Below are 26,094 nucleotides of genomic sequence, written 5' to 3'. Positions count from 1 at the left end.
CCTAGAGAACTCCAGCCGCGGCGAGCGCGGCATCGACGGCGGCGCGCGAAGCGGCGGACGCCGGAATGATAGGTAGGCGCACTTCGGGCGAAAACCAGTCGTGGACGCGCGACAGCGCATATTTTGCGGGGCCGGGCGACGCGTCGGAGAACATCGCCTTGTGCAAGCCGAACAGGCGGTCGTGCAAGCCGAGCGCGCGGCTCCACTCGCCCGCGGCGCAGGCGGCGGCGAAATCGGCGCAGAGGCGCGGCGCGACGTTCGCGGTGACCGAGATGCAGCCGACGCCGCCCATCGCGGCGTGCGGCAGCCACAGATCGTCGTTGCCCGACAGCTGGCAGAAGCCCGCCCCCGCGCCGGCGCGATGGATCGTCACGCGGGCGAGGTCGCCGCTCGCGTCCTTGACCGCGACGACGCTGGGGATTTCGGCGAGCTTGCACATCGTCTCGGCACTGATGTCCGTGACGGTACGGCCGGGAACATTATAGACGACGATCGGCAGGTCGCTCGCGTCGGCGAGCGCCTTGAAATGCGCGAGCAGGCCGTCCTGCGTCGGCCGGTTGTAATAGGGCGCGACGATCAGCGCCGCGTCGGCCCCCGCCGCCTGCGCGTGGCGCATATGGCGGATCGCGGTCGCGGTGTCGTTCGACCCGCAGCCGGCGATCACCGGCACCCGCCCCGCCGCCGCCTCGATACAGCAGTCGATGACCCGATAATGTTCGTCGAAACTCAAGGTCGGGCTCTCGCCCGTCGTCCCGCACGGCACGAGCGCTTTCGATCCCTCGCCGACCTGCCAGTCGACCAGACGCGCGAAGGCGGGGGCGTCGAACGCCCCGTCGCGAAACGGCGTCACCAAGGCGGGAATCGAACCCGAAAACATGCGAGGCTCCTTTACAAAATTTCGGCGGTAACCGATAGAATTGGCCGGCGCGCCGCCTAATGGACGCCTATTCAGCGCGCTGCAAGGAGTTTGCCGCTATCATGCCGCGCATGATCCGACTGTCCCCCATTTCCCGCCTCGCCCTCGCGGCCGCCCTGTTGATCCCCGGCATGGCCTCGGCCAGCGAGCTTACTCCCGAACAAATGGCCTGGTATCGCGCCCAGATGGGGCTCGCGTCGGTCTCGACCGCCCCGCCGAGCGCGACCAATTCGGTCGGCGACGCGCTGATCGAATGGCGCCGGCTGACGCAGGACCAGAATGCGTCCTTCGACCGGCTGTCGCGCTTCCTGATGGCGAACAAGGGCTGGCCCGATGCCGAGAAGATGCGCGTTCGCGCCGAAAAGGCGATCGCGGTCGACAGCTATGATCCGGCGCGCACGCTCGCCTATTTCACCGCCTATCCGCCGAAGACGCCGAGCGGACAGCTGCGTCTCGCCCTCGCGCTGAGCGCCTCGGGCCGCCGCGACGAGGCCAATGCCGCGGTGCGCCGCGCGTGGGTCGGCGGTTCGCTCAGCGACGACGAGATCAGCCGGGTGCTGTCTTTCTTCCCCGGCGCGCTGACGGCGGCCGACCATGATGCACGCATGGACCGCCTGCTGTGGTCGAACGACACCGCGGCCGCCGCACGTCAGCTCGGCTTCACCTCGCCGCAGAAACGCGCGGTGTTCGCGGCAAGGCTCGCGATGCGCAGCGGCGCGGTCGATGCCGCGATGCAGGCGGCGGCGGTCGAGGCGGCCAATCCGTCGATCCTGCGCACCGATGCGGGCTATATCACCGCCAAGGCGACGTGGCTGCGCCGGTCGGGCCGCGTCGGCGAAGCGCGCGCGCTGCTCGCCGGTCCGCGCCAATTGTCGGCGCCGCCGCTCGACGCCGAGGAATGGCTCGAAACCTTGCTCACCAACGCGCGCCTCGCCGACGCGGGGGGCGACAAGCTGACCGCCTATAATATCGCGAGCCGGCTCGACGACGCGCTGCCGCCGGGCACAGTGGTGCGCGAAACCCCGCTGGGGGTGCGCGACGATTATACGTCGCTCGCGTGGCTCGCCGGTCAGATCGCGCTCAAGGACATCGGCCGTCCCGCCGATGCCGCGCGGATGTTCAGGGCCTATGGCGACGCCGCGCGCTCGGCGCAGACGCGGACCAAGGGCTATTATTGGGCGGGCCGCGCCGAACTCGCGGCGGGCAAGCGCGACGCCGCCAACGCCGAATTCGCCGACGCCGCGCAGCATTATGACCAATTCTATGGCCAATTGTCGCTCGAGCGGCTGCACCGGCCGCAGCCGAAGCCGCTGCCCGAGCCGAAAGTGCAGGTCTCGCAAGCCGAACGGGCCGCGTTCGAGGACGATCGCCTCGTCCGCGCCGCGCGTGCGCTCGGCGAGATCGGCGCGTGGCGCGAGCAGTCGTTGTTCCTGCGCGCGCTCGCGCAGGAGGCGACGACCCCCGCCGACCATGTCCTCGCGGGCCAGCTCGCGAAACAGATCGGCCGCCCCGACCTGGGTGTGATGATCGGGCGCAGCGCGCAGGCGAACAGCCTCGACGCGGTCGAGGTATCGGGCTTTCCGACGGTGCGCGTGCCAGCGGGGCACGAGGGCAACTGGACCTTCATCCACGCGATCAGCCGGCAGGAGAGCCAGTTCGACCGTCAGGCGATCAGCCACGCCGGCGCGCGCGGGATGATGCAGCTGATGCCCGGCACCGCACGCGAAGTCGCGGGCAAGCTGGGGCTCAGCTACGATGCTTCGGCGCTGACCACCGACAGCAGCTATAATATGACGCTCGGGTCCACCTATTTTCAGCAGATGCTGCGTTATTTCGGCGGCAGCTATCCGCTCGCGGTCGCCGCCTACAACGCCGGGCCCGGCAATGTGAACAAATGGCTGCGCGCCAACGGCGATCCGCGCACCGGCGCGATCAGCATGGTCGACTGGATCGAGGCGATTCCGATCTTTGAAACGAAGAATTACGTCCAGCGCGTGCTCGAAAATGCCGTGGTTTACGACACGCTGCGCGACGACGGGCGCAAGCTGCCCGACGCGCCGCTGAGCTTCTATCTCGGCAAACCGACGCCGGGGTGACGATCCGCGTCGGCATCGCTTTCGCCCAAACGAGCTGTGTGCTCCCGCGAAGGCGGGAGCCCATCGTCCGACGGCTCCATCTTGCGCCTGCCGGAGATGGGTCCCCGCCTTCGCGGGGACACACGCCTTTCCCGAGGGATTTATTCACAGGGGGCACGCGCCAAGAGATGAGCGGATGACAGGGGAGCGCAGCAACATCATCAGCCCCGCGGGCTTTGCCGCGCTGCGCGCCGAATATGACGCGCTGCTCGGCGACGAACGACCCAAGCTCGTCGAGACGATCAGCTGGGCCGCGGGCAATGGCGACCGCAGCGAGAATGGCGATTATATCTATGGCCGCAAGCGGCTGCGCGAGATCGACCGGCGGCTCGCCTTCCTCGCGCGGCGGATGAAGGCCGCGCGCGTCGTCGATCCCGCGCAGCAGCCCGACAGGAGCCGCATCTGGTTCGGCGCGACGGTCGAGCTCGCCGACGAAGAGGATATGCGGCGCACCGTCACTCTGGTCGGCGACGACGAAGCCGATGCCGGCGCGGGACGCATCGGCTGGAACAGCCCGCTCGCGCGCGCCTTGCGCGGCGCAGCGATCGGCGACCTCAGGACGGTCCTGCTGCCCGCCGGTCCCAAGGAATGGGAAGTCGTTGCGGTCGACTATCCCTGACGCAGCAACGCCGGGATGATCCACACCGCCGAGAGGACGATCACCGCGAGAAAAATCGAAATGCCGAGGACATAGCGGACGCCCTGCCCCTTGATCCCGCTCGAGGCTTCTTCGTCGGTGACTTCGATATGGTCTTCGACGACTTTCATGCTCGGTCTCCCGTTCTCTTGCGTCAAAAGCAACGCGCCGCCTGCGCGGCCAGTTCCGCGCCTGCAGGGGAGAGAATGGCCAGAGGGTCTGTAAGCCGGGTTCTGTCCACCCCGTTTCCGGGGATGGGCGATCATTCCTCTAGGCGAACGGTTGCCCGGACGCTCAAGCAGTCAACCCGGACGGCGGGGCCGGAACCAGCCCTGGGTCACCCCATGCCATCCCTATTCGACCTTGCTCCCGGTGGGGTTTGCCGTGCCGCGTCCGTTACCGTCCGCGCGGTGCGCTCTTACCGCACCCTTTCACCTTTCGCCGGGCCGAAGCCTTTGGCGGTCTTCTCTCTGTGGCACTTTCCCTGACTCCGGTTGCCCGAAGCCGCCGGACGTTATCCGGCACCGTGGTTTCCGTGGAGCCCGGACTTTCCTCCCCCGCGCAGACGCGCGGCGGCGATCGCCCGACCCTCTGGCGCGATCCCTTATAGCGCGAAGTGCGCGACATGGCGATAGGGCGGTTGGCGACGGCCGTTGCCGCTTGCATTTCCGTCGCTTCCCCGCTATGCGCCCGCGCTTCCGTCATGGTCATCCCTGGAGGCGTGGCGGGCTTGTTGAACTGTTTCTCGGAGAAATATTATGAGCGATCAGCTGACGCTGACGGCCGAGACGCGCGAACGCGGAGGCAAGGGAGCCTCGCGTGACCTGCGTCGCAACGGCCGCGTCCCCGCCGTCGTCTATGGCGGCAAGGAAGAACCCCTGATGATCCACGTCGAGGAAAAGCTGCTGGTCAAGCAGCTGATGACGGGTCATTTCATGAACTCGGTCGTGATGATCGAAGTCGGCGGCAAGACCATCCGCACGCTGCCCAAGGACGTCGCTTTCCACCCGGTCAAGGATCGCCCGATCCACGCCGACTTCCTGCGCATCGCCAAGGACGCCAAGGTCCATGTGTCGGTGCCGGTCGTGTTCCAGAACGAAGAGCTGGCGCCGGGCCTGAAGCGCGGCGGCGTGCTGAACATCGTTCGCCACGAGCTCGAGCTCGTCTGCGACGCCGCGCACATCCCCGACGAGATCGCGATCGACGTCACCGGCTATGACGTCGGCGATTCGATCCACATCAGCAATGTGACGCTGCCCGCCGGCAGCGAGAGCGCGATCACCGATCGCGACTTCACCATCGCGACGATCGTTGCCCCCTCGGCGATGAAGTCGAGCGAAGGCGATACGACCAAGGACGAGGGCGAAGGCGAAGCCGCTGCCGAAGGCGGCGAAGAAGCCTGATCACCAAGCTCTGGCCCCTCCCCTTCGGGGGAGGGGTTGGGGTGGGGTTTTGGGGGTCGCGCGGAGCCCAGTGCCCACCCCGCTGCGCCCCGGACTGGATCCGGGGCTCGCTGCCCCTCCCCGAACGTGGAGGGGTTTTTGATATGCAGCTGTGGGTCGGCCTCGGCAATCCCGGGCCCCAATATGCGATGCACCGCCACAATGTCGGCTTCATGGCGCTCGACGTCATCGCCGACATGCACGGCTTTTCGGCGCCCGCGAAGAAATTCCAGGGCTGGCTGCAGGACGGCCGCATCGGCCGCGAGCGCGTGCTGCTGCTCAAACCCGCGACCTTCATGAACGAAAGCGGCCGCAGCGTGCGCGCCGCGATGGATTTCTACAAGCTGGCGCCGCAGGACGTCACCGCCTTTTGCGACGAACTCGACCTCGCGCCGATGAAGGTCAAGGTCAAGCAGGGCGGCGGCGCGGCGGGGCATAATGGCATCCGCAGCATGATCGCGCATATCGGCGACGATTTCCGGCGCGTGCGCATCGGGATCGGCCATCCGGGGCACAAGGACCGGGTGACCGGCCATGTCCTCGGCAATTATGCCAAGAGCGAGATCGAGCCGCTGACCGACCTGCTCGGCGCGATCGCGGCGGAGGCGCCGTGGCTCGCCGACGGCGACGAGGCGCGCTTCCAGAGCGATCTCGCGCTGCGGTTGCAGCCGTGACCGCGATCCGGCCGGCGCGGGCGAGCGATGGCGCGGCGGTGGTCGCGCTGTGGCGCGCGTGCGACCTCACGCGGCCATGGAACGACCCGCAAGCCGATTTCGACCGCGCGCTCGGCCATGCCGCCGCGACGGTGCTCGTCGCCGAGCAAGGGAGCGCAATCGCCGGGACGGTGATGGCTGGCTTCGACGGGCATCGCGGCTGGATCTATTATCTGGGCGTCGCCCCCGCGCGGCGCGGCGAAGGCCTTGCGCGCCGGCTGCTCGACGCGGCGTGCGACTGGCTGCGCGGGCAAGGCTGCCCGAAGGTCGAGTTGATGGTCCGCGACGGCAACGACGCGGCGACGCTCTATCGCCATCTGGGCTGGGAACCGCAGGGCGTCCAGGTCTTTGGGCGCTGGCTCGCCAGGTGAATCGCAAGCTCTTGTAACAAGAGCGTAACCTGCAAACTTTGTTTTGACGCAATATTGCAACGACGGCGCAACGCCGCTCTGCGACCACCGCCCCGCCAATGCGAGGGCATGCCGCCTTTCGCATCCACAGCCACAGCGAAAAGGGGCACTGCATGTCATATCTGACCGACGAGGCGCGCGCGCCGTACCGCCGCGATACCGACGATTTGAACGGACCCGACAGCCTGGAAGCGATCGTCGCCGGCAACCCGTCGCGCCGCTCGATCCTGCGCAAGGGCCTGCTCGGCCTGTCGGTGATCCCCGCCGTGGCGCTCGCCGGCTGCGATGACGACGATTCGAGCCCGACGCCGACCCCCACCCCGACCCCGACGCCGACCCCCACGCCGACCCCGACGCCGGTCAGCTATGAGGTGACGTTCGAGCCGGTCGAGGCGAACGAGGACGACACGGTCACCGTGCCCGCGGGCTATTCGGTCGCGGTGCTGCTGAAAGCCGGCGATTCGATCGAATCGGGCGCACCCTATTCGGGCAGCTACCCCACTCCCGCCGACGCCGAGAAATGGGCCGGCGGCAACCATGACGGCATGGAATATTTCGAGCTGCCCGACGTTGATCCGAACACAGGCGGGCTGCTGGCGATCAACTTCGAATATCCCGATTTCAACATATTGATGGCGGGCGACTATGACCCCGCCACCGCCTCGGCCGACCAAAAGGCGCTCGCGCTGTCGGCGGTCGGGATCGGCGTGGTCGAGGTCGCGAAGGGCAGCGACGGCAGCTGGGCGGTCAAGGACGGATCGACCTATAACAAGCGCTATACCGGCAACGGCAGCTATCGCGCCGGCGGCCCTGCCGCGGGCGTGCTGTCGGGCACGATCAAGGGGATGCTCAACAATTGCTCGAGCGGCCGGACGCCGTGGAACACCTACCTCACCTGCGAAGAGACGACCGACAATTATCTCGACCCGACGCAGCCCGAGCATAATTACGGCTGGGTGGTCGAGATCGACCCGCTGCGCGAACTCGCGACCCCGACGAAGCGCACCGCGATGGGCCGCTTCAGCCACGAGAATGTCGCCTTCATGGCGAACGGCGACAATCGCGTCGCCTTCTATATGGGCGACGATTCGACGCCGGGCTGCATCTATAAATTCGTCCCCGACCGGGCGTTCAATCCCGACAACCGCGCCGCGAATACCGACCTGCTCGATTATGGCACCCTCTATGTCGCACGCTTCAACGCCGACGGTTCGGGCGAGTGGCGCGAGCTGAGCGTGGGCGTCAACGGCCTGACCGCGGGCGCGCAGGACCCCGGCAATGTCAGCCAGAGCACGACGCCGCCGGCGCCCACGACGGTCGATTTCAACAATCAGGCCGACGTGCTGATCAACTGCCCGTCCGCGGCGCGCGTCGCGGGCGGCACGGTGATGGATCGCCCCGAATGGATCACGGTCGCGCCCGACAACAGCGCGGTCTTCGTCACGCTGACGAACAACAGCCGCCGGGCGGTCACCGACGCCGCCAACCCGCGCGTCACCAACCTGCACGGCCATATCATCAGGTTCAGCGAGACGGGCAACGATCCGCTGGCGACGGGCTTCAGCTGGGAAATCTTCCTGCTCGCGGGCGATCCGTCGCTCGCGGCGGGTGGCAGCAACCTCATCGGCGACATCGACGGCGACACTTTTTCGAGCCCCGACGGCATCCGCATCGACCCGCAGGGCCGCCTGTGGGTGCAGACCGATCACAGCGTCCCCGGCAATTCGGGCGTTCCGGGCACGACCATCGACGGCACCTTCGGCCACAATGCGATGTTCTACATCGACCAGACGACGAAGGAATCGAAGCGCTTCCTCGTCGGTCCCAACGGCTGCGAGATCACCGGCCTTGCCTATACGCCCGATCTCAAGACCTTCTTCGTGAACATCCAGCATCCGAACGGCAACTGGCCGGTCGACGGCGAGGAACCGCGCTCGTCGACGGTAGTGATTCAGCGCGAAGACAGCGCGCCGATCGGCAACTGACGCGACCGACGCCCGCCGCGCATCCCGGCGCGGCGGGCGGCTTCGCCTGGAGCCTGATCACCTTTGACTGAACAAGCCCGTGCGCTCCCGCGAAGGCGGGAGCCCATCTCCTGATGGCGCGATACGGAACCGGCCGGAGATGGGTCCCCGCCCCTTCGACTGCCTTGCAGGCGCTCAGGACAGGCTTCGCGGGGACACACGAACTTTCCCAAGCCCTTCCTTCAACGATGATCCAGGCCTCTAGGGCGACCGCTTCGGCGGAGGCGGAGGCGATCCGTCGGGGGTTTCGGAGAGGTCGATCACGCACATCGTCCGCCACAGGCGATGCGGACCGCACGCCACGCCCGCATAACGATAGCGCGCCGACAGCAGCTGCCAGCGATGGCCCCGCCCCGGCACGCCGTCGTCGACGATCAGCTGCCGGACGACCGAGGCGGGGTCGCTGTGGCCATAGGTGATCACTTCACCGACATAACGGCCGCCGCCGCGCGCCACGACGCGCGCGCCGGGGTTGCGACCGTTCGAGATATGCCCGACGCCGCCGCTGCGCGATTGCGCCGCGACATGATCGGCGGCGGCGCGCGCCAGCACGGCGCTGAACCGCAGCTCGCCCAGCGGCGCAGTGCGGCCGAGCTGCGCGATCGCTTCGTCCACCGGCCGCACCCCCTCGCGCGTCTGGAAATCCCCCTCGCCGTCCGTGCCATAAGCGATCAGCCCGTCGATGCGGTCGCGGTAATCGTGCAGTTCGCCGGTATAGCCCTCGGGATCGGCGCGCATCGCGTTGAGTTCGTCGAGCACATCGGCTTCGAACCCGCGCGGCGATGCCGCCGCGGCGATGGGCAGGAACAGCAGGACGGCCGCAAAGGGCGCGGCGGAGCGGACTATCGGAAAATATCGTGCGACCATATGGCCGGCCCTAATCGGGTCATGCTGAACGCCCGGCAACCGCCCGCATCGCCAGGGCTGGCAAAATCGGCCGGGACCGGCTAGCGCGCGCAGCCAAAGGGGCGCACCACGCTGCGCCTCCCCCAAATTGACGAAAGATACCGGACTCATGGGTTTCAAATGCGGCATCGTCGGGCTGCCCAATGTCGGCAAGTCCACCCTGTTCAACGCGCTGACCGAGACGCAGGCGGCGCAGGCGGCGAATTATCCCTTTTGCACGATCGAGCCGAACATCGGCAATGTCGCGGTGCCCGACGCGCGACTCGACAAGCTGGCCGCGGTCGCCGGCAGCGCGAAGATCATCCCGACCCAGCTCGCCTTCGTCGATATCGCGGGCCTGGTGCGCGGCGCGTCGAAGGGCGAAGGGCTGGGCAACCAGTTCCTCGGCAATATCCGCGAGGTCGATGCGATCGTCCATGTGCTGCGCTGTTTCGAGGACGACGACATCCAGCATGTCGAGAATAAGGTCGACCCCGTCGCCGATGCCGAGACGGTCGAGACCGAGTTGCTGCTCGCCGACCTCGAAAGCCTCGAAAAGCGCGTCCCTGCCTTTCAGAAGAAGGCGACGAGCGGCGACAAGGAGGCCAAGGCCGCGGCCTCGGTGCTCGGGCAGGCGCTCGAACTCTTGCGTGCCGGCAAGCCCGCGCGGCTGACCGAGCCCAGGGACGTCGAGGAAGCGCGCATCCTTCGCCAAGCGCAGCTCTTGACCGTCAAGCCCGTCCTCTATGTCTGCAATGTCGAGGAAGCCAATGCGGCGAACGGCAACGCCCACAGCGAAGCCGTCTTTGCACGCGCCAAGGCCGAGGGCGCACAGGCGGTGATCGTCTCCGCGGCGATCGAAAGCGAACTCGTCGGGATGGAAGCGGGCGAACGGATGCTGTTCCTCGAGGAAATGGGTCTGCACGAAACCGGGCTCGCGCGCGTCATCCGCGCAGGATACGAGCTGCTGCACCTTTTGACCTTCTTCACCGTCGGGCCGAAGGAAGCGCGCGCCTGGACCGTCCACAAGGGCGCGACCGCCCCCGAGGCGGCGGGCGAAATCCACAGCGACTTCCAGAAGGGCTTCATCCGCGCTGAAACGATCGCCTATGACGATTATGTCGCACTGGGCGGCGAGGCCAAGGCGCGCGAAGCGGGCAAGCTGCGCGCCGAGGGCAAGGCCTATGTCGTCAACGACGGCGACGTGATGCATTTTCTGCATAGTTGAGGGGCGTCGCCGGCGCGAGATCGGGTTGGGGGTGAGTGCAGACCCAACCGACATTCGTCATTCCCGCGAAAGCGGGAACCCAGGGGCGAAGTAAGCGCATGCACGCTCTGGATCCCCGCTTTCGCGGGGATGACGAAGTAAGATATGCGACCCTATCTATCCGGATCACTATCCCTCGAACGACGCCAATATCGGGCACGGCCCCGCCTTGCTCACCGCGCATTCGTCGGCGAGGCGCGCCAGCGCGGCGCGGGTTTGGGTCATTTGCGCGATTTTTTCGTCGAGCACTGCAATCCGCTGGTGCGCGAGCGCGCGGACGCGAGGGCGGTCGTCGCTTGCTTCTAGGTCGAGCAATTCGCCGATCTCGTCGAGCGTGAAGCCCGCTGCCTGCGCCGAGCGGATGAATCTGAGGCGGCGCAGGTCGTTTTCGTCATAGCGCCGCACCCCGCCGCGCCAGCCGTCGCCGCCGCTCCGCGCCGGCGTCGCAATCAGGCCGCGTCGCTGATAATAGCGGATCGTTTCGACCCCGACACCGCCCGCCGCGGCCAATTTTCCGATCGTGAACCGCATCGCTTGACTCCGTACTATGGTACGGACGCTATAGGACGCGAATGACGAAACAGACAAGCACCGCCACCCTCTATCGCATGGTCATGCCGGGCCACATCTGCCCCTATGGGCTGAAGGCCCGGCATCTGCTCGAAAGCCACGGCTTCGACGTCGACGACCATTGGCTCGAAACGCGCGAGGAAACCGACGCATTCAAGGCCGAACATGGCGTCGCGACCACGCCGCAGACCTTCATCGACGGCAGGCGGATCGGCGGATACGACGATCTGCGGCGCCATTTCGGGCTGTCGGTGCGCGATCCCGATGCGACCAGCTACCGCCCCGTCGCCGCGCTCTTCGCGATGACCGCGCTGATGGCGCTCGCCGCCTCCTTCGCCGCTTTCGGATCGCCTTTCACGGTGCGCGCGGCCGAATGGTTCGTCTCGTTCAGCATGTGCGCGCTCGCGCTGCTCAAGCTCCAGGACGTCGAGAGTTTCTCGACGATGTTCCTGAACTACGACCTGCTGGCGCGGCGCTGGGTGCCCTACAGCTATGTCTATCCGTTCGCCGAGGGGCTCGCGGGCGTGCTGATGACGGCGCAGGCGCTCGACTGGCTGTCGATCCCCGTCGCGCTGTTCATCGGCACGATCGGCGCCGTGTCGGTGTTCAAGGCGGTCTATATCGACAAGCGCGCGATCAAATGCGCCTGCGTCGGCGGCAGCAGCAAGGTGCCGCTCGGCTTCGTTTCGCTGACCGAAAATCTGGCGATGGTCGGCATGGCGATCTGGATGCTCGCGAGGCCGATGTGAGCGCCCGTCTCGACCGCCGTTCGCTGCTCTTTGCCGGCGGCGCCGCCGCGCTCTTCCCCTGGCTTCCGGCATGGGCGCAGCCGGTGTCGGCGGGCCTGCCTGCCGTCGGCGGCGACGACATCCGCCTGACGATCGCGCGCCAGATGCTGCACGTCGATGGCAAGATGCGCCACGCGATCGGGATCAACGGCACCGTGCCGGGCCCGCTCGTCCGGCTGAAGGAAGGCCAGACCGCGCGCATCCACGTCACCAATGAACTCGACGAAGACAGCTCGATCCACTGGCACGGCCTGATCCTGCCCTTTCAGATGGACGGGGTGCCGGGACTGAGCTTTCCCGGCATCGCGCCCGGCAAGACCTTCACCTATGAATTTCCGGTGCGGCAGGCGGGCACCTATTGGTATCACAGCCATTCGGGCTTGCAGGAGCAGCTTGGCCATTACGGCCCGCTGGTGATCGACCCCGCGGGCGACGATCCGGCGCCCCATGATCGCGAGCATGTGGTCGTCCTGTCCGATTTCAGCGCGCTTCATCCGCATGTGATCTTCAAAAAGCTCAAACAGATGGGCGGCTATTTCAACCGGCAGAAGCAGACGCTGGCGGACCTGCTTTCGGGCGAAGGCCAGCCGCTCGGCGAACGCGCCGCATGGGGCGCGATGCGGATGGACCCGACCGACATCAGCGACGTCACCGGATCGACCTATAGCTATCTCGTCAACGGCCATGGCCCCGCGGACAATTGGACCGCGCTCTTCGCCCCCGGCGAGCGGGTGCGGCTGCGCTTCGTCAACGCCTCGGCCATGACGACCTTCAACCTGCGGATTCCGGGGCTGAAGATGACGGTGGTGCAGGCCGATGGACAGGATGTTCGCCCGGTCCCGGTCGACGAATTGCAGATCGCGGTCGCGGAAACCTATGACGTGATCGTCTCGCCCGAGGACCGCGCCTATACGCTCGTCGGCGAGAGCGTCGACCGGTCGGGCATGGCGCGCGCGACGCTCGCGCCGCGCGCCGGCATGACCGCGCCTGTTCCGCCGCTGCGCCCGCGGCCGCTCGCGACGATGAAGGACATGGGCATGGGCGGCATGGACCATGGCGCGATGGGACACGGGTCGGGCGGCGATAGCGCAAAGATGAATCATAAGATGCGCGACCTGAGCCTGGCGCCCACGGTCGCCGACACGCCGACGGTGCAGAGCATTTCGCCGATGCCGATGGACCGCACCGGCGAGCCCGGCCAGGGGCTGGAGGATGTGCCCGGCGCGCTGACCTATCGCGATCTCGCCGCGCTGCACCGCAACCCCGATACGCGCGCGCCGACGCGGCGGATGCAGATCCACCTGACCGGCAATATGGAGCGCTATATGTGGGCGTTCGACGGGGTGAAGCTCAACGAAGTCAAGGAGCCGATTCCCTTCACCCAGGGCGAGCGCGTGCGCGTCACGCTCGTCAACGACACGATGATGGCGCATCCCATCCACCTCCACGGCCATTTCTTTGAACTGGTCACCGGCAAGGGCGATCATGCGCCGCGCAAGCATACGGTGAACGTCCAGCCGGGCGGCACAGTGACGTTCGACCTGACCGCCGACGCCTATGGCGACTGGGCGTTCCATTGCCACCTGCTCTATCACATGCACGCGGGGATGATGCAGGTCGTGACCGTGCGGCCGGAGGAAGCGGCATGAGCCTGCTCGCGATCGCGCTGCTCGCCGCGCAGCCGCAGGAACCGGCGATGCCGGCGCAAAGCTGCTCTCCCGAACATGCCGCCATGGGGCATTGCTCGATGCCCGCCCCGGCCGAACCGGCCCCGCCGCCCTGCCCGCCCGAACATGCGGCGATGGGGCATTGCACCGCAGCGCCGATGCCGCCCGATCCGCCGCCTTCATCCCCCTGCCCGCCGGAACATGCGGCGATGGGACATTGCAAGCCCGCCACCGAACCGCCTGCGCCCGAGACACCCGCCCCGCCCGCGCCGCCCGTCGATGCCGCCGACGCGGTCTTCGGCGCGGAGGCGATGGCGGCGTCGCGCAGGCGCCTCTATGCCGAGCATGGCGGCGGCACCTTTTCGCAGATCATGGTCGACCGCGCCGAGTGGCGCGTGCGCGACGGAAGGGACGGCTATGCCTGGGACGCCGAGGGCTGGTTCGGCGGCGACATCGACCGGCTGACGATCAAGAGCGAGGGTGAAGGCGACCGTGGCGGGCCGTTCGAAGGCGGCGAGGTGCAGGCGCTGTGGAGCCACGCCATCGGCCCCTATTTCAACGCGCAAGCCGGCATCCGGCAGGATTTCGGCCCCGGCCCGTCACCGACCTATGCGGTGCTCGGTGTCGAGGGCCTCGCGCCCTATTGGTTCGAGGTCGAAGGCGCGCTGTTCCTGTCCGACGCAGGCGACGTCTCGGGCCGCGCCGAGGCGAGCTATGACCAGCGAATCACCCAGCGGCTGATCCTGCAACCGCGTGTCGAGGCGAGTTTCGCCTTTCAGGCGGTGCCCGAGCTTGCCATGGGCAGCGGCTTCACCGCGATCGAGGCGGGCCTGCGCCTGCGCTACGAGATTGCGCGCCAGTTCGCGCCCTATGTCGGCGTCGCATGGGAACGAAAGCTCGGCGACACCGCGCGCATCGCCCGTGCTGGCGGCGACGATCCGTCGCGGCCCGCCTTCGTCGCCGGATTGCGCGTCTGGTTCTAGGGAAGCGCCGTCATTGATATGGGCGGCAACTCGGCTATCGCAGGGCCACCGATTCGCCCTGCAGGAGCCCCGCCATGTTCGACCGCCGCCGCTTTATCGCTGGCGCCGCCCTCGCCGGACTCGCGGCGCCGGCGGTGCTGCGCGCCGAGGGCGGGCTGTTCCGCGATTTTCCGTTCAGCCTCGGCGTCGCATCGGGCGATCCGACGAGCGACGGTTTCGTGATCTGGACGCGGCTCGCGCCCGAGCCGATGGCACCGCACGGCGGGATGCCGCTCGCCTCGCTGCCGGTCGAGTGGGAGGTTGCGAGCGACGGCGGCTTTCGCGATGTGGTCGCCAGGGGGACAGCGCTCGCGCGGCCCGAACTTGCGCACAGCGTCCATGTCGAGGTCGCAGGATTGCAGCCCGACCGCCCCTATTATTATCGCTTCACCGCCGCCGGCGAGCGCAGTCTGCGCGGCCGGGCGCGCACCTTGCCGCGCGTCGGCGCGCGCGTCGATGCGCTGAAATTCGGGGTCTGCGGCTGCCAGCATTTCGAATCGGGCTTTTTCGGCGCCTATCGCCACCTCGCGCGCGAGGAACTCGCCTTCGTCTATCATTATGGCGACTTCATCTATGAATATAGCCAGGATTATCTGTTCGACACCGGCCTGCCGACGCGGCCGGTGCGCACCAACGCGCGGCGGGGTCTGATCGACCTTTCCGATTTCCGCGCCGCTTATGCGCAGCAGCTCGGCGACATCGACCTGCAGGCGGCGCGGTCGGTGCATCCCTTCCTGTCGAGCTTCGACGATCATGAAATCCGCAACGACTGGGTGTCGGACATCGACAATTGGAAGATGGGGCTCGACGGCAACGACCCCGACGCCCCGCCGCCCGAGGTGTTCATGCTCAGGAAGCAGGCTGCCATGCAGGCGTGGTACGAGCATATGCCGGTGCGCCGCTCGATGCTGCCCGTGAACGGCATGGTCGCGCTCAACCGCGAGCTGCGCTACGGCGATCTCATGTCGATGCAATTGCTCGACACGCGGCAGTATCGCAGCGACCAGCCGTGCGGCGACGGCTTCAAGCCCCCCTGCGCGGGGGTATTCGACAAGCAGGCGCAGGTGCTCGGCAAGGCGCAGGAAGAATGGCTCGCCAAAATTCTGGGTGAAGGCGGCGCGACGTGGAACGCGATCGCGCAGCAGGTGACGATGATGTCGCTCGACCGGCGACGCTACGACGACGAGAAGGAGAAGATCGTCAATCTCGACAGCTGGGCGGGCTATGAAGCGCCGCGCGAGCGGATGCTGGCGCGCCTTGGCGGGGTGAAGAATGCCGTCGTGCTGACCGGCGACGAGCATCAGAATTTCTGCGGCGATTTGGTCCGGCAAGACAAGGTCGTCGGCGCCGAATTCGTCGGCACCTCGATCTCGAGCGGCGGCGACGGCAGCGACCGGCGGCCGGGCACCGACCGCTTCCTGGCCAATAATCCCGAGCTCAAATTCGCGAACGACCAGCGCGGCTATCTGGTCTGCGACGTCAATCGCGACGCGTGGCAGACGCATTTCATGGTCGTCGACAAGGTGACGACGCCCGTGAACACGCTGTCGAAGCGCGCCACGGGCGTGGTCGAGAATGGCACCCCCGGCATCCGGATGGCCTGAGCCATTGTCTTCCGACCGTCACGAAAGCCCCTTAGCGGAAGCGCCCATGACCCGCATCGCCTCATTGCTCCTTGCCTTTTTTCTGCTCGTCACGGCGCCCGCGCTTGCCGAGGAGGCGGGCGACCGCGCGCCGGTCACGATCCTGATCTCGATCGACGGCTTTCGCGCCGATTATCTGGACCGCGGCATCACGCCGACGCTGTCGCGGCTCGCGGCCGAGGGCGCGCATGGGGCGCTGCGCCCGTCCTTTCCGACCAAGACCTTTCCCAATCACTATGCGATCGTCACCGGAAAGCGTCCCGACACCAACGGCATCGTCGGCAACCGGATGATCGACCCGCGCCGCCCCGACCAGATCTTCAGCCTGGGCGACGCCAGGCAATCGCTCGATCCCTTCTGGTGGGACGAGGCCGAGCCCGCATGGGTGACCGCCGACAAGGCGGGGGTGCGCAGCGCGACGATGTTCTGGCCGGGCAGCGAAGTCGCGATCCACGACGCGCGGCCCGACGACTGGCAGCGTTTCGACCAGCATGTTTCGGGCGCGCAGCGCGTCAATGCGGTGCTCGACTGGATGCGCCGGCCCGCGAGCATCCGCCCGGCCTTCGTCACCCTCTATTTCGACATCGTCGACACCGCCGGGCACCGATTCGGCCCCGACAGCGCCGAGGTCAACGAGGCGATCCGCAGCGTCGATGCGCGGATCGGCGATCTCGTCGCCGGGCTCGCCGCGATCGACCAGCCCGCACGCCTGCTGATCGTCGCCGACCACGGGATGCGCGCGGTCGATGCGTCGCGCGTCATCCAGATTTCCGACCTCATAGACCTGCCGAGCATCATCGCGGTCGAAACCGGCCCCTATGCCGCGATCGAGCCCGCCGCCGCAACCGACGACCGCGTCGCAGGGGCGCTGCTGAAACCGCACGATCATATGCGCTGCTATCGCCGCGAGGACCTGCCCGAGCGGCTCCACTATGGCCATAATCCGCGCGTTGCCGCGATCATCTGCATCGCCGAGGCGGGCTGGACGATCATCGCCGGCGAACCCGAATGGCCGGTCGGCGGCGGTGCGCACGGCTATGACAATCAGGACCCCCAGATGCTGGCGCTGTTCGTCGCCGCGAATACCGGACTGAGGGGCGATATCGGCGTCGTCGATAATATCGAAGTCTATCCGCTGCTGATGAAGCTGCTCGGCGTCGCGCCGCTGCCGAGCGACGCGACCGGGGTTCTGGCGAGGCGGCTCGGGAATTAGGCGGCTTGCCTTCGGGACGCGCCTCGCGCCATAGCAGCGCCATGCTCCATTATGAAGATATCGAGGTCGGCGCGGTCCAGCGCTTCGGAAACAAGCTGGTCACGCGCGAGGAAGTGATCGACTTCGCCGGCAAATATGATCCGCAGCCCTTTCATCTCGACGACGAGGCGGCGGCACAGACCTATTTCGGGCGCCTGTCGGCGAGCGGCTGGCACACCGGGTCGATGGCGATGCGGATGATGGTCGACAATATGAAGGAAAGGCAGCAGGCAGGGCTCGGGTCGCCGGGAATCGACGAACTGCGCTGGCTGAAGCCCGTCTATCCCGGCGACACGCTACGCTGCGAGACCGAGGTGCTGAGCAAGCGGCGCTCGGCCAGCCGGCGCGAGATGGGATTGTTCGAATCGAAGCTCACCGTCATCAACCAGCATGACGAGCCGGTGATGACGATGCGCTCGACTGGGTTGATCCGCGTCCGGAATCCGGACGCGGATTGAAGGTTCAGGCGCCGCAGCTCCATTCGCCTTCGAAGGCCTGCTGGCCGCCATAGGTGCGGTTGACGTTCAGCTTCGCTTCGTAGATTTTCTGCTCGCCTTCGGTGCGAACCGGCTTGTCCGACGCACGCTCGAGCGTCAGCTTCAGGCCCGGTCCCGACATTTCGAGACCTTTTTCGAGCGCGCCGAAGCCGCCCGAGCCGGCAACGCGCTGAACCGTGCTGCCGACCTTGACCGCGCCCGCGGCGAGCTGGTCGTCGCCGACATTCGCCTTGGCCACAAAAGCCGGGGCCGACTGGCCCTTCACCGTGAAGGCGCAGCCGAGTTCGCCATCGAGGCGCAGCATTTCGCCCTTTTCGATCGCCGCGAGTTCGATCGGGTCGCCGCTGCCGGTGTCGGGCAGCTTGTTCTCGTCATTGGCGGCTTCGGTCTTCGCCGGCTGATCGGTGGTCTGGGACTGGCCCGAGCAGGCCGCGAGCAGGAACAGGGCGCCGAGCGGCGCCGCGAGAGGGGATCGCATCGAATATTCTCCTTTGGTCCGGGAGAAACGCGCATGAAAGCGCGCGCTCCCGATGACGCGGAGACCCGTAACGAGACAGTTTCGCTCGCGCAAGACCGTCATGATACCGTTGCCAGCGAGAGAATCGGCCCGCGGCGGCCAATCATTTCCGGCCAAAGAGTTTTTCGACGTCGTCCATCGCCAGCTTCACCCAGGTCGGCCGCCCGTGGTTGCACTGGCCCGAGTGCGGGGTCACCTCCATCTGGCGGAGCAGCGCGTTCATTTCGGCGACGTTCAGCGTGCGCCCGGCGCGCACCGAGCCGTGGCACGCCATCGTCGCGGCGACGAGTTCGAGCCTTTCCGAAAGGCCGAGCGCGGCGTCGTAGCCCGCGAGATCGTCGGCAATGTCGGTGACGAGCCGGGTGCAGTCGATCGCCCCGAGCATCGCCGGGGTCGATCGCACCATCACCGCGGCCGGGCCGAAGCGTTCGAGTTCCACGCCGAGCGCCGCGAGCTGCGGCGCTGCGGCCTCGAGCCGGTCGCACGCGGGTTCGTCGAGCTCGACAACCTCGGGCATCAGCAGCCCCTGCGACGGCACGGCCTGCCCCGCCATGCCGCGCTTCAGCGTTTCGAGCACGAGCCGTTCGTGCGCGGCATGCTGGTCGACGATGACGAGCCCGTCCTCGGCCTCGGCAACGATATAGGTTTTCGCTATCTGTCCGCGCGCGATGCCGAGCGGATGCTCGGCGGCCTCGGGCGGCGGCGCGGTGGCGACTTCGGCGCGGCCAGCGAGCGGTGCGGGAGCGAAGGCGGTCATCCGGTCATAAACTCGCGCGGTGATCTCACCGGGAGCGGGCGCCTGCTCGGCCCCGAACAGATGGACGGCCGGCGCTTCGCGCGGCGCGTGATGGCCGAAGAGGAGGCCCGTCGCCGGCTGCGCGGGCGCCACCGGTTCCTGCTGCCACGCCGCGAGCGCGGCTTCGGCGGGGCGCTGGACGCTGCGAAAGCCATGCTCGTCGAGCGCGCGGCGCAGCCCCCCGACGATCATCCCGCGCACGAGCTGCGGGTCGCGGAAGCGCACCTCGGTCTTTGCCGGATGGACGTTCACATCGACTTCGTGCGCCGGCAGGTCGAGGAACAAAGCGACGACGGGATGGCGATCGCGCGCGAGCAGGTCGGCATAGGCGCCGCGCAGCGCACCGACGAGCAGCCGGTCCTTCACCGGGCGGCCGTTGACGAACAGATATTGATGATCGGCGATGCCGCGATTGAAGGTCGGCAGGCTGATGACGCCGCCGAGATGCACCTCGCCGCGATCGAGATCGACGCCGATGCTGTTCGCGGCGAGGTCGCGGCTGGTCAGCGCCGCGACGCGGCTGAGCCGGTCCTGCCCGCCCTGAACGTCGAGCGCGCGCCGCCCGTCATGGTCGAATGTGAAACCGATGTCGGGGCGCGCCATCGCGAGCCGCTTCACGACGTCGAGGCAGGCGGCATATTCGCTGCGCGCGCTGCGCAGGAATTTGCGCCGCGCCGGGACGCGCGCGAACAGATCCTCAACCAGAACGCGCGTGCCCTTCGCAAGCGCCGCCGGCCCCTCCCCCGCCAGCGCGCCATTGTCGACGATGCGCCGCCAGCCGTCGCCGCCCGCGACGCGGCTTTCGAGCGTCAGCCGCGCGACGCTGGCGATCGAGGGCAACGCCTCGCCGCGAAAGCCGAGCGTCGTGACATCCTCGATCGCGTCGTCGGGCAGCTTGGACGTCGCATGGCGTTCGAGCGCGAGCGCCATGTCGGCGGCGGTCATGCCGCAGCCATCGTCCTCGACCTCGAGCCGCGATATGCCGCCCTCGGCGATTCGCACCGAAATGCGAGTCGCGCCGGCATCTATGGCGTTTTCAACCAGTTCCTTGAGCGCCGCGGCCGGTCTTTCGACCACTTCGCCCGCTGCGATCCGATTTACGAGCTTTTCCGGCAGGCGGCGTATTGACATGACGCGTCTCCTAGCGCAGTCGGACGCAAATCGCGACCCATCCGCACAGCCCGATCGCTTTGTCCAGCATGGCCCCCCAGGTCGAGCCGGAATCTCTCCCTTGATTTGGTCCTGTCGCCGGCCCGGGACACGCGGATTCGACGACAATGGGGGCGCGGTCCGTTCGGGGCTGGCGGCTTCGATGACAGGAAGCAGTATCGATGTCCTTCTTTTCTCGCTGGCTCAAGTTCAATTCCCAAGACATGGCTATCGACCTCGGCACCGCTAACACGGTGGTCTATGTGCGCGGCAAGGGCATCGTGCTCAACGAACCGTCGGTCGTCGCGGTCGAGACGCTGAACGGGATCAAGCGGGTCAAGGCGGTCGGCGACGATGCGAAGCTGATGATGGGCAAGACCCCCGACAGCATCGAGGCGATCCGCCCGCTGCGTGACGGCGTGATCGCCGACATCGACGTCGCCGAACAGATGATCGCGCACTTCATCAAGAAGGTCCACGGCGGCAAGCCCAACGCCTTTCGCAGCCCCGAGATCGTGATCTGCGTGCCGTCGGGCTCGACGAGCGTCGAACGCCGCGCGATTCGCGACGCCGCGTCGAACGCGGGCGCGAGCCAGGTGTGGCTGATCGAGGAACCGATGGCCGCGGCGATCGGCGCCGACATGCCGGTGACCGAACCGATCGGGTCGATGGTCGTCGATATCGGCGGCGGCACGACCGAGGTTGCCGTGCTCAGCCTGCGCGGCCTCGCCTATACCACCTCGGTGCGCGCAGGCGGCGACAAGATGGACGAGGCGATCGTCTCCTATGTCCGGCGCCATCACAATCTGTTGATCGGCGAAGCGACCGCCGAGCGGATCAAGAAGGATTTCGGCGTCGCGCGCATTCCCGCCGACGGCACCGGCCTGACGATTCATATCAAGGGCCGCGACCTCGTCAACGGCGTGCCCAAGGAAATCTCGATCAACCAGGCGCAGATCGCCGAAGCGCTGTCGGAGCCGATCGGCACGATCGTCGAGGGCGTGCGCATCGCGCTCGAAAATACCGCGCCCGAACTCGCCGCCGACATCGTCGATCAGGGCATTGTCCTGACCGGCGGCGGCGCGCTGATCCGCGAACTCGACGAACTGCTGCGCGATGCGACGGGGCTTCCCGTGACGGTCGCCGACGATCCGCTGACCTGCGTCGCGATCGGCACCGGCCGCGCGATGGAGGACCCCGCCTTTCGCGGCGTGCTCCAGCAAGCGTAAATAGTCCGTGGCTCGCCCGGCACATCGGCGTCCGGGGCAATCCCGAAAGGCGCAGTACAGCCTGTTCGCGGCTTACGTCATCGCGGTGACGGGAGCGCTCGCGGGGCTGTTGCTGGCCGTGCTCTCGGTGGCCGACCCCGTCGGTTTCGCGCAGTTGAGGATCGCAAGCCAGGAGCTTGCGGCGCCGGTCGCGCGCGTCACGCGTTCGGTGACCGGGTCGATCTCCGGCATCGACGACAATGTTTCGGCCTATGTGAAGGCGGGGACGCAGAACCGCCGGCTGCGCAAGGAACTGACCGAAGCGCGGCGCAAGCTGGTCGCGACGAGCGCGCTGCAGGAAGAGAACCGCCAGCTCAAGGCACTCCTGAAGCTTCAGGAAACCGACCGCGCGGCGCTCGCGCACGGCTATCTGCTCACCTCGACCTCGACGAGCAGCCGGCGCATCGCGCTGCTCAGCATCGGGCGCAATCTGGGGGTCGCGCCGAGCCAGCCGGTGCGCGGCGCCGACGGGCTGATCGGCCGGGTGCTCACCGCCGGGCCTTCGGTCTCGCAGGTGCTGCTGCTCACCGACGTCGATAATGTCGTCCCCGTGCGCCGCGCACGCGATGGCCTGCCCGCGATTTCGTCGGGCCGCGGCAACGGCAATCTCGACGTGCGCACGCTCAACATCGCGAACAATCCGTTCAAGCCCGGCGATATCCTCGTCACCTCGGGCACCGGCGGCCTCTATCCGCCGAACATTCCGGTCGCGATCGTCGTCAGCCGGCAGGACGATGGCGCGCTCGCGCGGCCGCTCGCCGATCCGGCAAAGGTCGATGCGGTGGCGGTGCTGCGTCCCTACACGCCCGACAATATCGAGGCGCAAGCGGTGCCCGCGACACCGCCGTCCGAGGCTCCATGAACCGTGCCGGCCCGCGCCTCGGCGAACCGGCGTCGCTCTGGCGGATGCGCGCGGTTCCGGTCGCGACGGTGATCGCCGCGTCGGCGCTGCCGCTGATGCTGCCGCTGATCGCCAATTCGCCGGTTCTGCCGCCGCTCGGCCTGCTTTTCTTCCTGTGCTGGCAGCTGCTGCGCACCGAGATGTGGCCGGTGTGGATCGGGCTGCCGCTGGGGCTGGTCGACGATCTGTTCAGCGGCGCGCCGATCGGCACCGCGGTCTGCCTGTGGACCCTCGCGAGCATCGCGATCCACTATTTCGCGCAGCGCATCTATTGGCGCGGCTTCTTCCACGACTGGGGCATCGCCGCACTGCTTCTCGCTGTGGTTCAGGCGGCGGCGGCGCTGATCGCGCATCCGGACGCGCCGACCGGCCGCGTGCTGGGGCTCGTCGCGCCGCAGGTCGTCATCTCGGCGTTGCTCGTTCCCTTCTTCCTCCGCCTTACCGGCCGGTTTGACAATTTCCGCCTGAAACGCCGATAGTTCCTCGATGCCCCGACAAAAGCGCCCGCCGATCACCGAAGCCTGGAGGGGGATCACCTTCACGCGCCGCGCGCTCGTCGTCGGCGGCGCGCAAGCCGCCGTGGGCGTCGCGCTTGCCGCGCGCATGGCCTATATCTCGATTATCGACAATGATCGCTACGTCCTTGAATCCGAAAGCAATCGCGTCAATCTGACGCTCGTGCCGCCGCGGCGCGGCTGGATCGTCGACCGGAACGGCAAGGCGATGGCGAACAACCGCGTGTCGCTGCGCATCGACATCATCCCCGACCGCCTCCACGACAAGGACTTCGTCCTCGGCCAGCTCGAGACGCTGCTGAACCTCGATGGCGATACGATGCAGCGGATCCGGCGCGACCTGAAAAGCTCGTCGGGGTTTCAGCCGGTTGCGGTCAAGGAGGACGTCAGCGAAGCCGAATATGCCTCGGTCCTCGTCCGCCTGCCCGACCTGCCCGGCATCGCGCCGGCGCGCGGCTTTGCGCGCTATTATCCGACGGGCGCCGCGGTCGGCCATCTGATCGGTTATGTCGGCGCCCCCAATGCCGAGGAATATGAAGAGGCGAAGGACCCGCTTTATATCACGCCGGGTTTCAAGATCGGCAAGCAAGCGCTTGAGAAATATTTTGAACCCGTGCTGCGCGGCAAGCCCGGCGCGCGCCGGGTCGAGGTGACCGCGCGCGGCAAGGTCGTGCGCGAACTGTCGACGCAGCCCGACGTGCAGGGCCAGACGGTGCAACTGACGGTCGATGCCGACCTGCAGGAATATGCGGCGCGGCGGCTCGGTCCCGAATCGGGCTCGGTCGTCGTGATCGACTGCCTGACCGGCGATGTGCTCGCGATGGCGTCGATGCCGAGTTTCGACCCGAACAGCTTTTCGAGCGGCATAGGCGTCGCCGAATATAAGTGGCTGAGCCAGAACGACCATGTGCCGCTGCGCAACAAGACGCTGAGCGGCCTCTATCCCGCCGGCTCGACGGTGAAACCGATGGTCGCGATGAGCTTTCTCGAGGCGGGGCTTCCCGCCGAAGCCACGACCTTTTGCGGCGGCGGCCTGCGCGTCGGCAACCGCGTCTTCCACTGCTGGAACCGGCGCGGCCACGGCCAGGTCAACATGGCGAAGGGCATCTATCAGAGCTGCGACGTCTATTTCTATCACTTCGCGCAGCAGATGGGGATGGACGTCATCGCGGCGATGGGCAAGCGGCTGGGACTGGGGCAGAAATTTCCCCTCCCCGTCCCCAGCCAAAGCTATGGCACCATGCCCAGCCCCGACTGGAAGATGGAAAAATACGGCCGCCCCTGGACGATCGCCGACACGGTGAACGCGACGATCGGTCAAGGCTATGTGCTGGTCAACCCGACCCAGCTCGCGGTGATGGCGTCGCGGCTCGCGACGGGCAACGCGCTGATGCCCCACCTGACGCGCGACGCCAATCGCGCACCGATCCAGAGCCTCGGCTTCGCGCCCGACCATATCGGCCTCGTGCGCGAAGCGATGAATCAGGTCGTCAACGGCGCGGGCACCGCGGGACGCGCGCGCCTGCCGATCGAGGACGTCAAGATGGCGGGCAAGACCGGCACCGCGCAGGTCGTTAGCCTGAGCAAGGGGCGCGGCGGCATGGGCGTGCCGTGGAAATATCGCGACCATGGCCTGTTCATCGCCTTTGCCCCCTTCGACGCGCCGCGCTATGCCGCAGCGGTGGTGATCGAGCATGGCGCCGGCTCGAGTTCGGCCTATCCGGTCGCGCGCGACGTGATGACCTTTCTGTTCGACCGCGACAAGGCGATGGCGGCGCTCACCGAATATGAAGCCGGCTGGGGGGGCACGATCGAGGAACGGATGGCGCGCAATTTCGCCGCGTGGAAGGCCGGCGCGGCGCAGCCCGATCCGGAGCCCGGCGCATGATCCCGGTCCCGCCCGCGATCCAGCGCATTCCGTGGAAACTCATTGCGCTGCTTTCGGCGATCACCGGTTTCGGCCTGCTCGTCCTCTATTCGGCGGCGGGGGGCAGCATGACCCCCTGGGCGCTCAACCAGGGCGTGCGCTTCCTCGTCTTCCTGATCGGCATGCTGATCCTCGGACGGATAAAGCTCAAGTTTTTCGAGGATTTCGCCTATCTCGCCTATCTGGCGGTGGTCGCGCTGCTGTTCGCGGTCGAGCTGCTCGGCTTCGTCGGCGGCGGCAGCCAGCGCTGGATCAACCTCGGCTTCATCAATCTTCAGCCGTCCGAACTGATGAAGGTCACGATCGTGCTCGCGCTCGCGCGCTTCTACGCCCAATTGCCGCCCGGAAGCACGCGCACGATCACCGCGCTGTGGCCCGCGCTGGTGATGATCGGGCTTCCCGCGGGGCTCGTGATGCTTCAGCCCGACCTTGGCACCGCGCTCGCCATCTGCGCGAGCGGCGCGATCGTCATGTTCGTTTCGGGCCTGCCGCTGTGGTGGTTCGGCAGCGCGGCGATCGCGGGTGCGGCGGCGCTTCCGGTGCTCTTCTCGATGCTCCACGACTATCAGCAAAAGCGCGTGCTGATCTTCCTCGACCCCGAGAGCGACCCGCTCGGCGCCGGCTATCATATCAGCCAGTCGAAGATCGCGATCGGGTCGGGCGGGATCGGCGGCAAGGGCTTCCTCAACGGGTCGCAGAGCCACCTCGACTATCTGCCCGAAGGCCACACCGATTTCATCTTCGCGACGATGGCCGAGGAATGGGGTCTGATCGGCGGGGTCGCGCTGCTGATCGCCTTTTTCCTGCTGCTTCGCTGGTCGACGCGCATCGCGCTGGGCGCGCGCACGCGCTTCGGCCAGCTCGCCGCGACCGGGCTGACGATGACGATCTTCTTCTACATCGCGATCAACCTGATGATGGTGATGGGCCTAGCGCCCGTCGTCGGCATCCCGCTGCCGCTCTTTTCCTATGGCGGATCGTCGATGCTGACGATCATGACCTGCGTCGGCATCATCCTGGCGATCGACAACGACAGCAAGACCGGCACGCGCCGCTTTCACTGAGGTGCGAAAAAATATCGACGAAAGCCATTGCCATGCGGGCAAGGCCATGATAGCGGGCCGCTCGCTTCGCAGCAAAGAGGGGTAAAACC

The 26,094-nt window shown here is 67.2% G+C and carries 24 protein-coding genes and 1 other RNA gene; 18 read left to right on the top strand and 7 right to left on the bottom strand.

The window, feature by feature from the left end:
- Position 1: 1 nt before the first annotated feature.
- Complete coding sequence (gene dapA, locus KNJ79_RS07315) at positions 2–877, bottom strand: 4-hydroxy-tetrahydrodipicolinate synthase (protein ID WP_317153413.1); 876 nt, start codon at positions 875–877, stop codon at positions 2–4.
- A gap of 110 nt (positions 878–987) precedes the next feature.
- On the opposite strand from dapA, the gene KNJ79_RS07310 reads away from it, so the two are divergent.
- Positions 988–3,012, top strand: a complete 2,025-nt coding sequence (locus KNJ79_RS07310) for a lytic transglycosylase domain-containing protein (protein ID WP_317153412.1) — start codon at positions 988–990, stop codon at positions 3,010–3,012.
- 175 nt (positions 3,013–3,187) lie between these two features.
- Positions 3,188–3,670, top strand: a complete 483-nt coding sequence (gene greB, locus KNJ79_RS07305; protein ID WP_317153411.1) for a transcription elongation factor GreB — start codon at positions 3,188–3,190, stop codon at positions 3,668–3,670.
- Here greB and KNJ79_RS07300 read toward each other — a convergent pair.
- Positions 3,661–3,819: a hypothetical protein gene (locus tag KNJ79_RS07300; protein WP_170935394.1), complete on the bottom strand. Its 159-nt coding sequence runs from the start codon at positions 3,817–3,819 to the stop codon at positions 3,661–3,663. The genes greB and KNJ79_RS07300 overlap by 10 nt on opposite strands.
- 75 nt (positions 3,820–3,894) lie before the next feature.
- Positions 3,895–4,283: RNase P RNA component class A (gene rnpB / locus KNJ79_RS07295), an RNA gene on the bottom strand.
- A gap of 163 nt (positions 4,284–4,446) precedes the next feature.
- On the opposite strand from rnpB, the gene KNJ79_RS07290 reads away from it, so the two are divergent.
- The 4 genes from KNJ79_RS07290 to KNJ79_RS07275 all read left to right on the top strand — a co-directional run bounded on the left by KNJ79_RS07290 (position 4,447) and on the right by KNJ79_RS07275 (position 8,238).
- Positions 4,447–5,091, top strand: a complete 645-nt coding sequence (locus tag KNJ79_RS07290; RefSeq protein WP_089214182.1) for a 50S ribosomal protein L25/general stress protein Ctc — start codon at positions 4,447–4,449, stop codon at positions 5,089–5,091.
- Between the two features lie 143 nt (positions 5,092–5,234).
- Positions 5,235–5,804, top strand: a complete 570-nt coding sequence (gene pth, locus KNJ79_RS07285) for an aminoacyl-tRNA hydrolase (RefSeq protein ID WP_317153410.1) — start codon at positions 5,235–5,237, stop codon at positions 5,802–5,804.
- Positions 5,801–6,214, top strand: coding sequence for a GNAT family acetyltransferase (locus KNJ79_RS07280; protein WP_317153409.1), 414 nt, complete (start codon positions 5,801–5,803; stop codon positions 6,212–6,214). Before pth ends, KNJ79_RS07280 begins: the two co-directional genes overlap by 4 nt.
- 152 nt (positions 6,215–6,366) lie before the next feature.
- Positions 6,367–8,238 carry a PhoX family protein gene (locus KNJ79_RS07275; RefSeq protein WP_089214179.1) on the top strand — a complete coding sequence of 624 codons (1,872 nt, stop codon included), beginning with the start codon at positions 6,367–6,369 and terminating at the stop codon, positions 8,236–8,238.
- Positions 8,239–8,478: 240 nt separating this feature from the next.
- Here the strand turns inward: KNJ79_RS07275 and KNJ79_RS07270 are convergent, their stop codons facing one another.
- Positions 8,479–9,144, bottom strand: a complete 666-nt coding sequence (locus KNJ79_RS07270; RefSeq protein ID WP_317153408.1) for a CAP domain-containing protein — start codon at positions 9,142–9,144, stop codon at positions 8,479–8,481.
- A 148-nt stretch (positions 9,145–9,292) separates the two neighbouring features.
- On the opposite strand from KNJ79_RS07270, the gene ychF reads away from it, so the two are divergent.
- On the top strand, positions 9,293–10,390 hold the full coding sequence (gene ychF, locus KNJ79_RS07265) for a redox-regulated ATPase YchF (RefSeq protein WP_317153407.1): 1,098 nt from the start codon (positions 9,293–9,295) through the stop codon (positions 10,388–10,390).
- Positions 10,391–10,558: 168 nt separating this feature from the next.
- Here ychF and KNJ79_RS07260 read toward each other — a convergent pair whose 3' ends face one another.
- Positions 10,559–10,960, bottom strand: a complete 402-nt coding sequence (locus tag KNJ79_RS07260; protein ID WP_317153406.1) for a MerR family transcriptional regulator — start codon at positions 10,958–10,960, stop codon at positions 10,559–10,561.
- A 41-nt stretch (positions 10,961–11,001) separates the two neighbouring features.
- Here KNJ79_RS07260 and KNJ79_RS07255 point away from each other — a divergent pair, with 41 nt between their 5' ends.
- The 6 genes from KNJ79_RS07255 (at position 11,002) to KNJ79_RS07230 (ending at position 17,829) form a co-directional block, all read left to right on the top strand.
- Entirely contained in the window at positions 11,002–11,748 is a 747-nt protein-coding gene (locus KNJ79_RS07255; RefSeq protein WP_317153405.1) for a glutaredoxin family protein, read from the top strand.
- Positions 11,745–13,436 carry a copper resistance system multicopper oxidase gene (locus KNJ79_RS07250; protein WP_317153404.1) on the top strand — a complete coding sequence of 564 codons (1,692 nt, stop codon included), beginning with the start codon at positions 11,745–11,747 and terminating at the stop codon, positions 13,434–13,436. Before KNJ79_RS07255 ends, KNJ79_RS07250 begins: the two co-directional genes overlap by 4 nt.
- Positions 13,433–14,437 (top strand): copper resistance protein B, encoded by a 1,005-nt coding sequence (locus tag KNJ79_RS07245; protein WP_317153403.1) that lies wholly within the window; start codon positions 13,433–13,435, stop codon positions 14,435–14,437. The genes KNJ79_RS07250 and KNJ79_RS07245 overlap by 4 nt, the downstream gene beginning before the upstream one ends.
- A 74-nt stretch (positions 14,438–14,511) precedes the next feature.
- Complete coding sequence (locus KNJ79_RS07240) at positions 14,512–16,080, top strand: alkaline phosphatase D family protein (RefSeq protein WP_317153402.1); 1,569 nt, start codon at positions 14,512–14,514, stop codon at positions 16,078–16,080.
- Positions 16,081–16,126: 46 nt separating this feature from the next.
- Entirely contained in the window at positions 16,127–17,332 is a 1,206-nt protein-coding gene (locus KNJ79_RS07235; RefSeq protein ID WP_317153401.1) for a nucleotide pyrophosphatase/phosphodiesterase family protein, read from the top strand.
- A 41-nt stretch (positions 17,333–17,373) separates the two neighbouring features.
- Complete coding sequence (locus KNJ79_RS07230) at positions 17,374–17,829, top strand: MaoC family dehydratase (protein WP_089214170.1); 456 nt, start codon at positions 17,374–17,376, stop codon at positions 17,827–17,829.
- 4 nt (positions 17,830–17,833) lie between these two features.
- Here the strand turns inward: KNJ79_RS07230 and KNJ79_RS07225 are convergent, their stop codons facing one another.
- Together KNJ79_RS07225 and mutL are read right to left on the bottom strand one after the other, a co-directional pair.
- Positions 17,834–18,346 (bottom strand): hypothetical protein, encoded by a 513-nt coding sequence (locus KNJ79_RS07225; protein ID WP_141133894.1) that lies wholly within the window; start codon positions 18,344–18,346, stop codon positions 17,834–17,836.
- Between the two features lie 142 nt (positions 18,347–18,488).
- On the bottom strand, positions 18,489–20,312 hold the full coding sequence (gene mutL, locus KNJ79_RS07220) for a DNA mismatch repair endonuclease MutL (protein WP_317153400.1): 1,824 nt from the start codon (positions 20,310–20,312) through the stop codon (positions 18,489–18,491).
- A gap of 200 nt (positions 20,313–20,512) precedes the next feature.
- Between mutL and KNJ79_RS07215 the strand changes: the two genes are divergently transcribed.
- The 5 genes from KNJ79_RS07215 to rodA are packed head-to-tail and all read left to right on the top strand — an operon-like array spanning position 20,513 to position 26,005.
- Positions 20,513–21,559: a rod shape-determining protein gene (locus KNJ79_RS07215; RefSeq protein WP_317153399.1), complete on the top strand. Its 1,047-nt coding sequence runs from the start codon at positions 20,513–20,515 to the stop codon at positions 21,557–21,559.
- A gap of 7 nt (positions 21,560–21,566) precedes the next feature.
- The gene (gene mreC, locus KNJ79_RS07210; protein WP_089214165.1) at positions 21,567–22,460 is read left to right on the top strand and encodes a rod shape-determining protein MreC; all 894 of its coding nucleotides are present in this window, start codon (positions 21,567–21,569) and stop codon (positions 22,458–22,460) included.
- Positions 22,457–22,978: a rod shape-determining protein MreD gene (mreD, locus tag KNJ79_RS07205; protein WP_317153398.1), complete on the top strand. Its 522-nt coding sequence runs from the start codon at positions 22,457–22,459 to the stop codon at positions 22,976–22,978. The genes mreC and mreD overlap by 4 nt, the downstream gene beginning before the upstream one ends.
- A gap of 7 nt (positions 22,979–22,985) precedes the next feature.
- Positions 22,986–24,902: a penicillin-binding protein 2 gene (mrdA, locus tag KNJ79_RS07200; protein WP_089214163.1), complete on the top strand. Its 1,917-nt coding sequence runs from the start codon at positions 22,986–22,988 to the stop codon at positions 24,900–24,902.
- Positions 24,899–26,005 (top strand): rod shape-determining protein RodA, encoded by a 1,107-nt coding sequence (rodA, locus tag KNJ79_RS07195; RefSeq protein WP_089214729.1) that lies wholly within the window; start codon positions 24,899–24,901, stop codon positions 26,003–26,005. Before mrdA ends, rodA begins: the two co-directional genes overlap by 4 nt.
- Positions 26,006–26,094: the final 89 nt, after the last annotated feature.

It is taken from the genome of Sphingopyxis indica (assembly GCF_032879645.1).
Taxonomy (GTDB): domain Bacteria; phylum Pseudomonadota; class Alphaproteobacteria; order Sphingomonadales; family Sphingomonadaceae; genus Sphingopyxis; species Sphingopyxis indica.
The sequence above is the reverse complement of the archived record's forward strand: the minus strand, read 5'-3'. Positions and strand labels throughout refer to the sequence as shown.

Bases quoted from the DNA above. Each gene is read 5' to 3' on its own strand.
- dapA (WP_317153413.1), bottom strand. From the start codon at position 877: ATGTTTTCGGGTTCGATTCCCGCCTTGGTGACGCCGTTTCGCGACGGG.
- KNJ79_RS07310 (WP_317153412.1), top strand. From the start codon at position 988: ATGATCCGACTGTCCCCCATTTCCCGCCTCGCCCTCGCGGCCGCCCTG.
- greB (WP_317153411.1), top strand. From the start codon at position 3,188: ATGACAGGGGAGCGCAGCAACATCATCAGCCCCGCGGGCTTTGCCGCG.
- KNJ79_RS07300 (WP_170935394.1), bottom strand. From the start codon at position 3,819: ATGAAAGTCGTCGAAGACCATATCGAAGTCACCGACGAAGAAGCCTCG.
- KNJ79_RS07290 (WP_089214182.1), top strand. From the start codon at position 4,447: ATGAGCGATCAGCTGACGCTGACGGCCGAGACGCGCGAACGCGGAGGC.
- pth (WP_317153410.1), top strand. From the start codon at position 5,235: ATGCAGCTGTGGGTCGGCCTCGGCAATCCCGGGCCCCAATATGCGATG.
- KNJ79_RS07275 (WP_089214179.1), top strand. From the start codon at position 6,367: ATGTCATATCTGACCGACGAGGCGCGCGCGCCGTACCGCCGCGATACC.
- KNJ79_RS07270 (WP_317153408.1), bottom strand. From the start codon at position 9,144: ATGGTCGCACGATATTTTCCGATAGTCCGCTCCGCCGCGCCCTTTGCG.
- ychF (WP_317153407.1), top strand. From the start codon at position 9,293: ATGGGTTTCAAATGCGGCATCGTCGGGCTGCCCAATGTCGGCAAGTCC.
- KNJ79_RS07260 (WP_317153406.1), bottom strand. From the start codon at position 10,960: ATGCGGTTCACGATCGGAAAATTGGCCGCGGCGGGCGGTGTCGGGGTC.
- KNJ79_RS07255 (WP_317153405.1), top strand. From the start codon at position 11,002: ATGACGAAACAGACAAGCACCGCCACCCTCTATCGCATGGTCATGCCG.
- KNJ79_RS07245 (WP_317153403.1), top strand. From the start codon at position 13,433: ATGAGCCTGCTCGCGATCGCGCTGCTCGCCGCGCAGCCGCAGGAACCG.
- KNJ79_RS07240 (WP_317153402.1), top strand. From the start codon at position 14,512: ATGTTCGACCGCCGCCGCTTTATCGCTGGCGCCGCCCTCGCCGGACTC.
- KNJ79_RS07235 (WP_317153401.1), top strand. From the start codon at position 16,127: ATGACCCGCATCGCCTCATTGCTCCTTGCCTTTTTTCTGCTCGTCACG.
- KNJ79_RS07230 (WP_089214170.1), top strand. From the start codon at position 17,374: ATGCTCCATTATGAAGATATCGAGGTCGGCGCGGTCCAGCGCTTCGGA.
- KNJ79_RS07225 (WP_141133894.1), bottom strand. From the start codon at position 18,346: ATGCGATCCCCTCTCGCGGCGCCGCTCGGCGCCCTGTTCCTGCTCGCG.
- mutL (WP_317153400.1), bottom strand. From the start codon at position 20,312: ATGTCAATACGCCGCCTGCCGGAAAAGCTCGTAAATCGGATCGCAGCG.
- KNJ79_RS07215 (WP_317153399.1), top strand. From the start codon at position 20,513: ATGTCCTTCTTTTCTCGCTGGCTCAAGTTCAATTCCCAAGACATGGCT.
- mreD (WP_317153398.1), top strand. From the start codon at position 22,457: ATGAACCGTGCCGGCCCGCGCCTCGGCGAACCGGCGTCGCTCTGGCGG.
- mrdA (WP_089214163.1), top strand. From the start codon at position 22,986: ATGCCCCGACAAAAGCGCCCGCCGATCACCGAAGCCTGGAGGGGGATC.
- rodA (WP_089214729.1), top strand. From the start codon at position 24,899: ATGATCCCGGTCCCGCCCGCGATCCAGCGCATTCCGTGGAAACTCATT.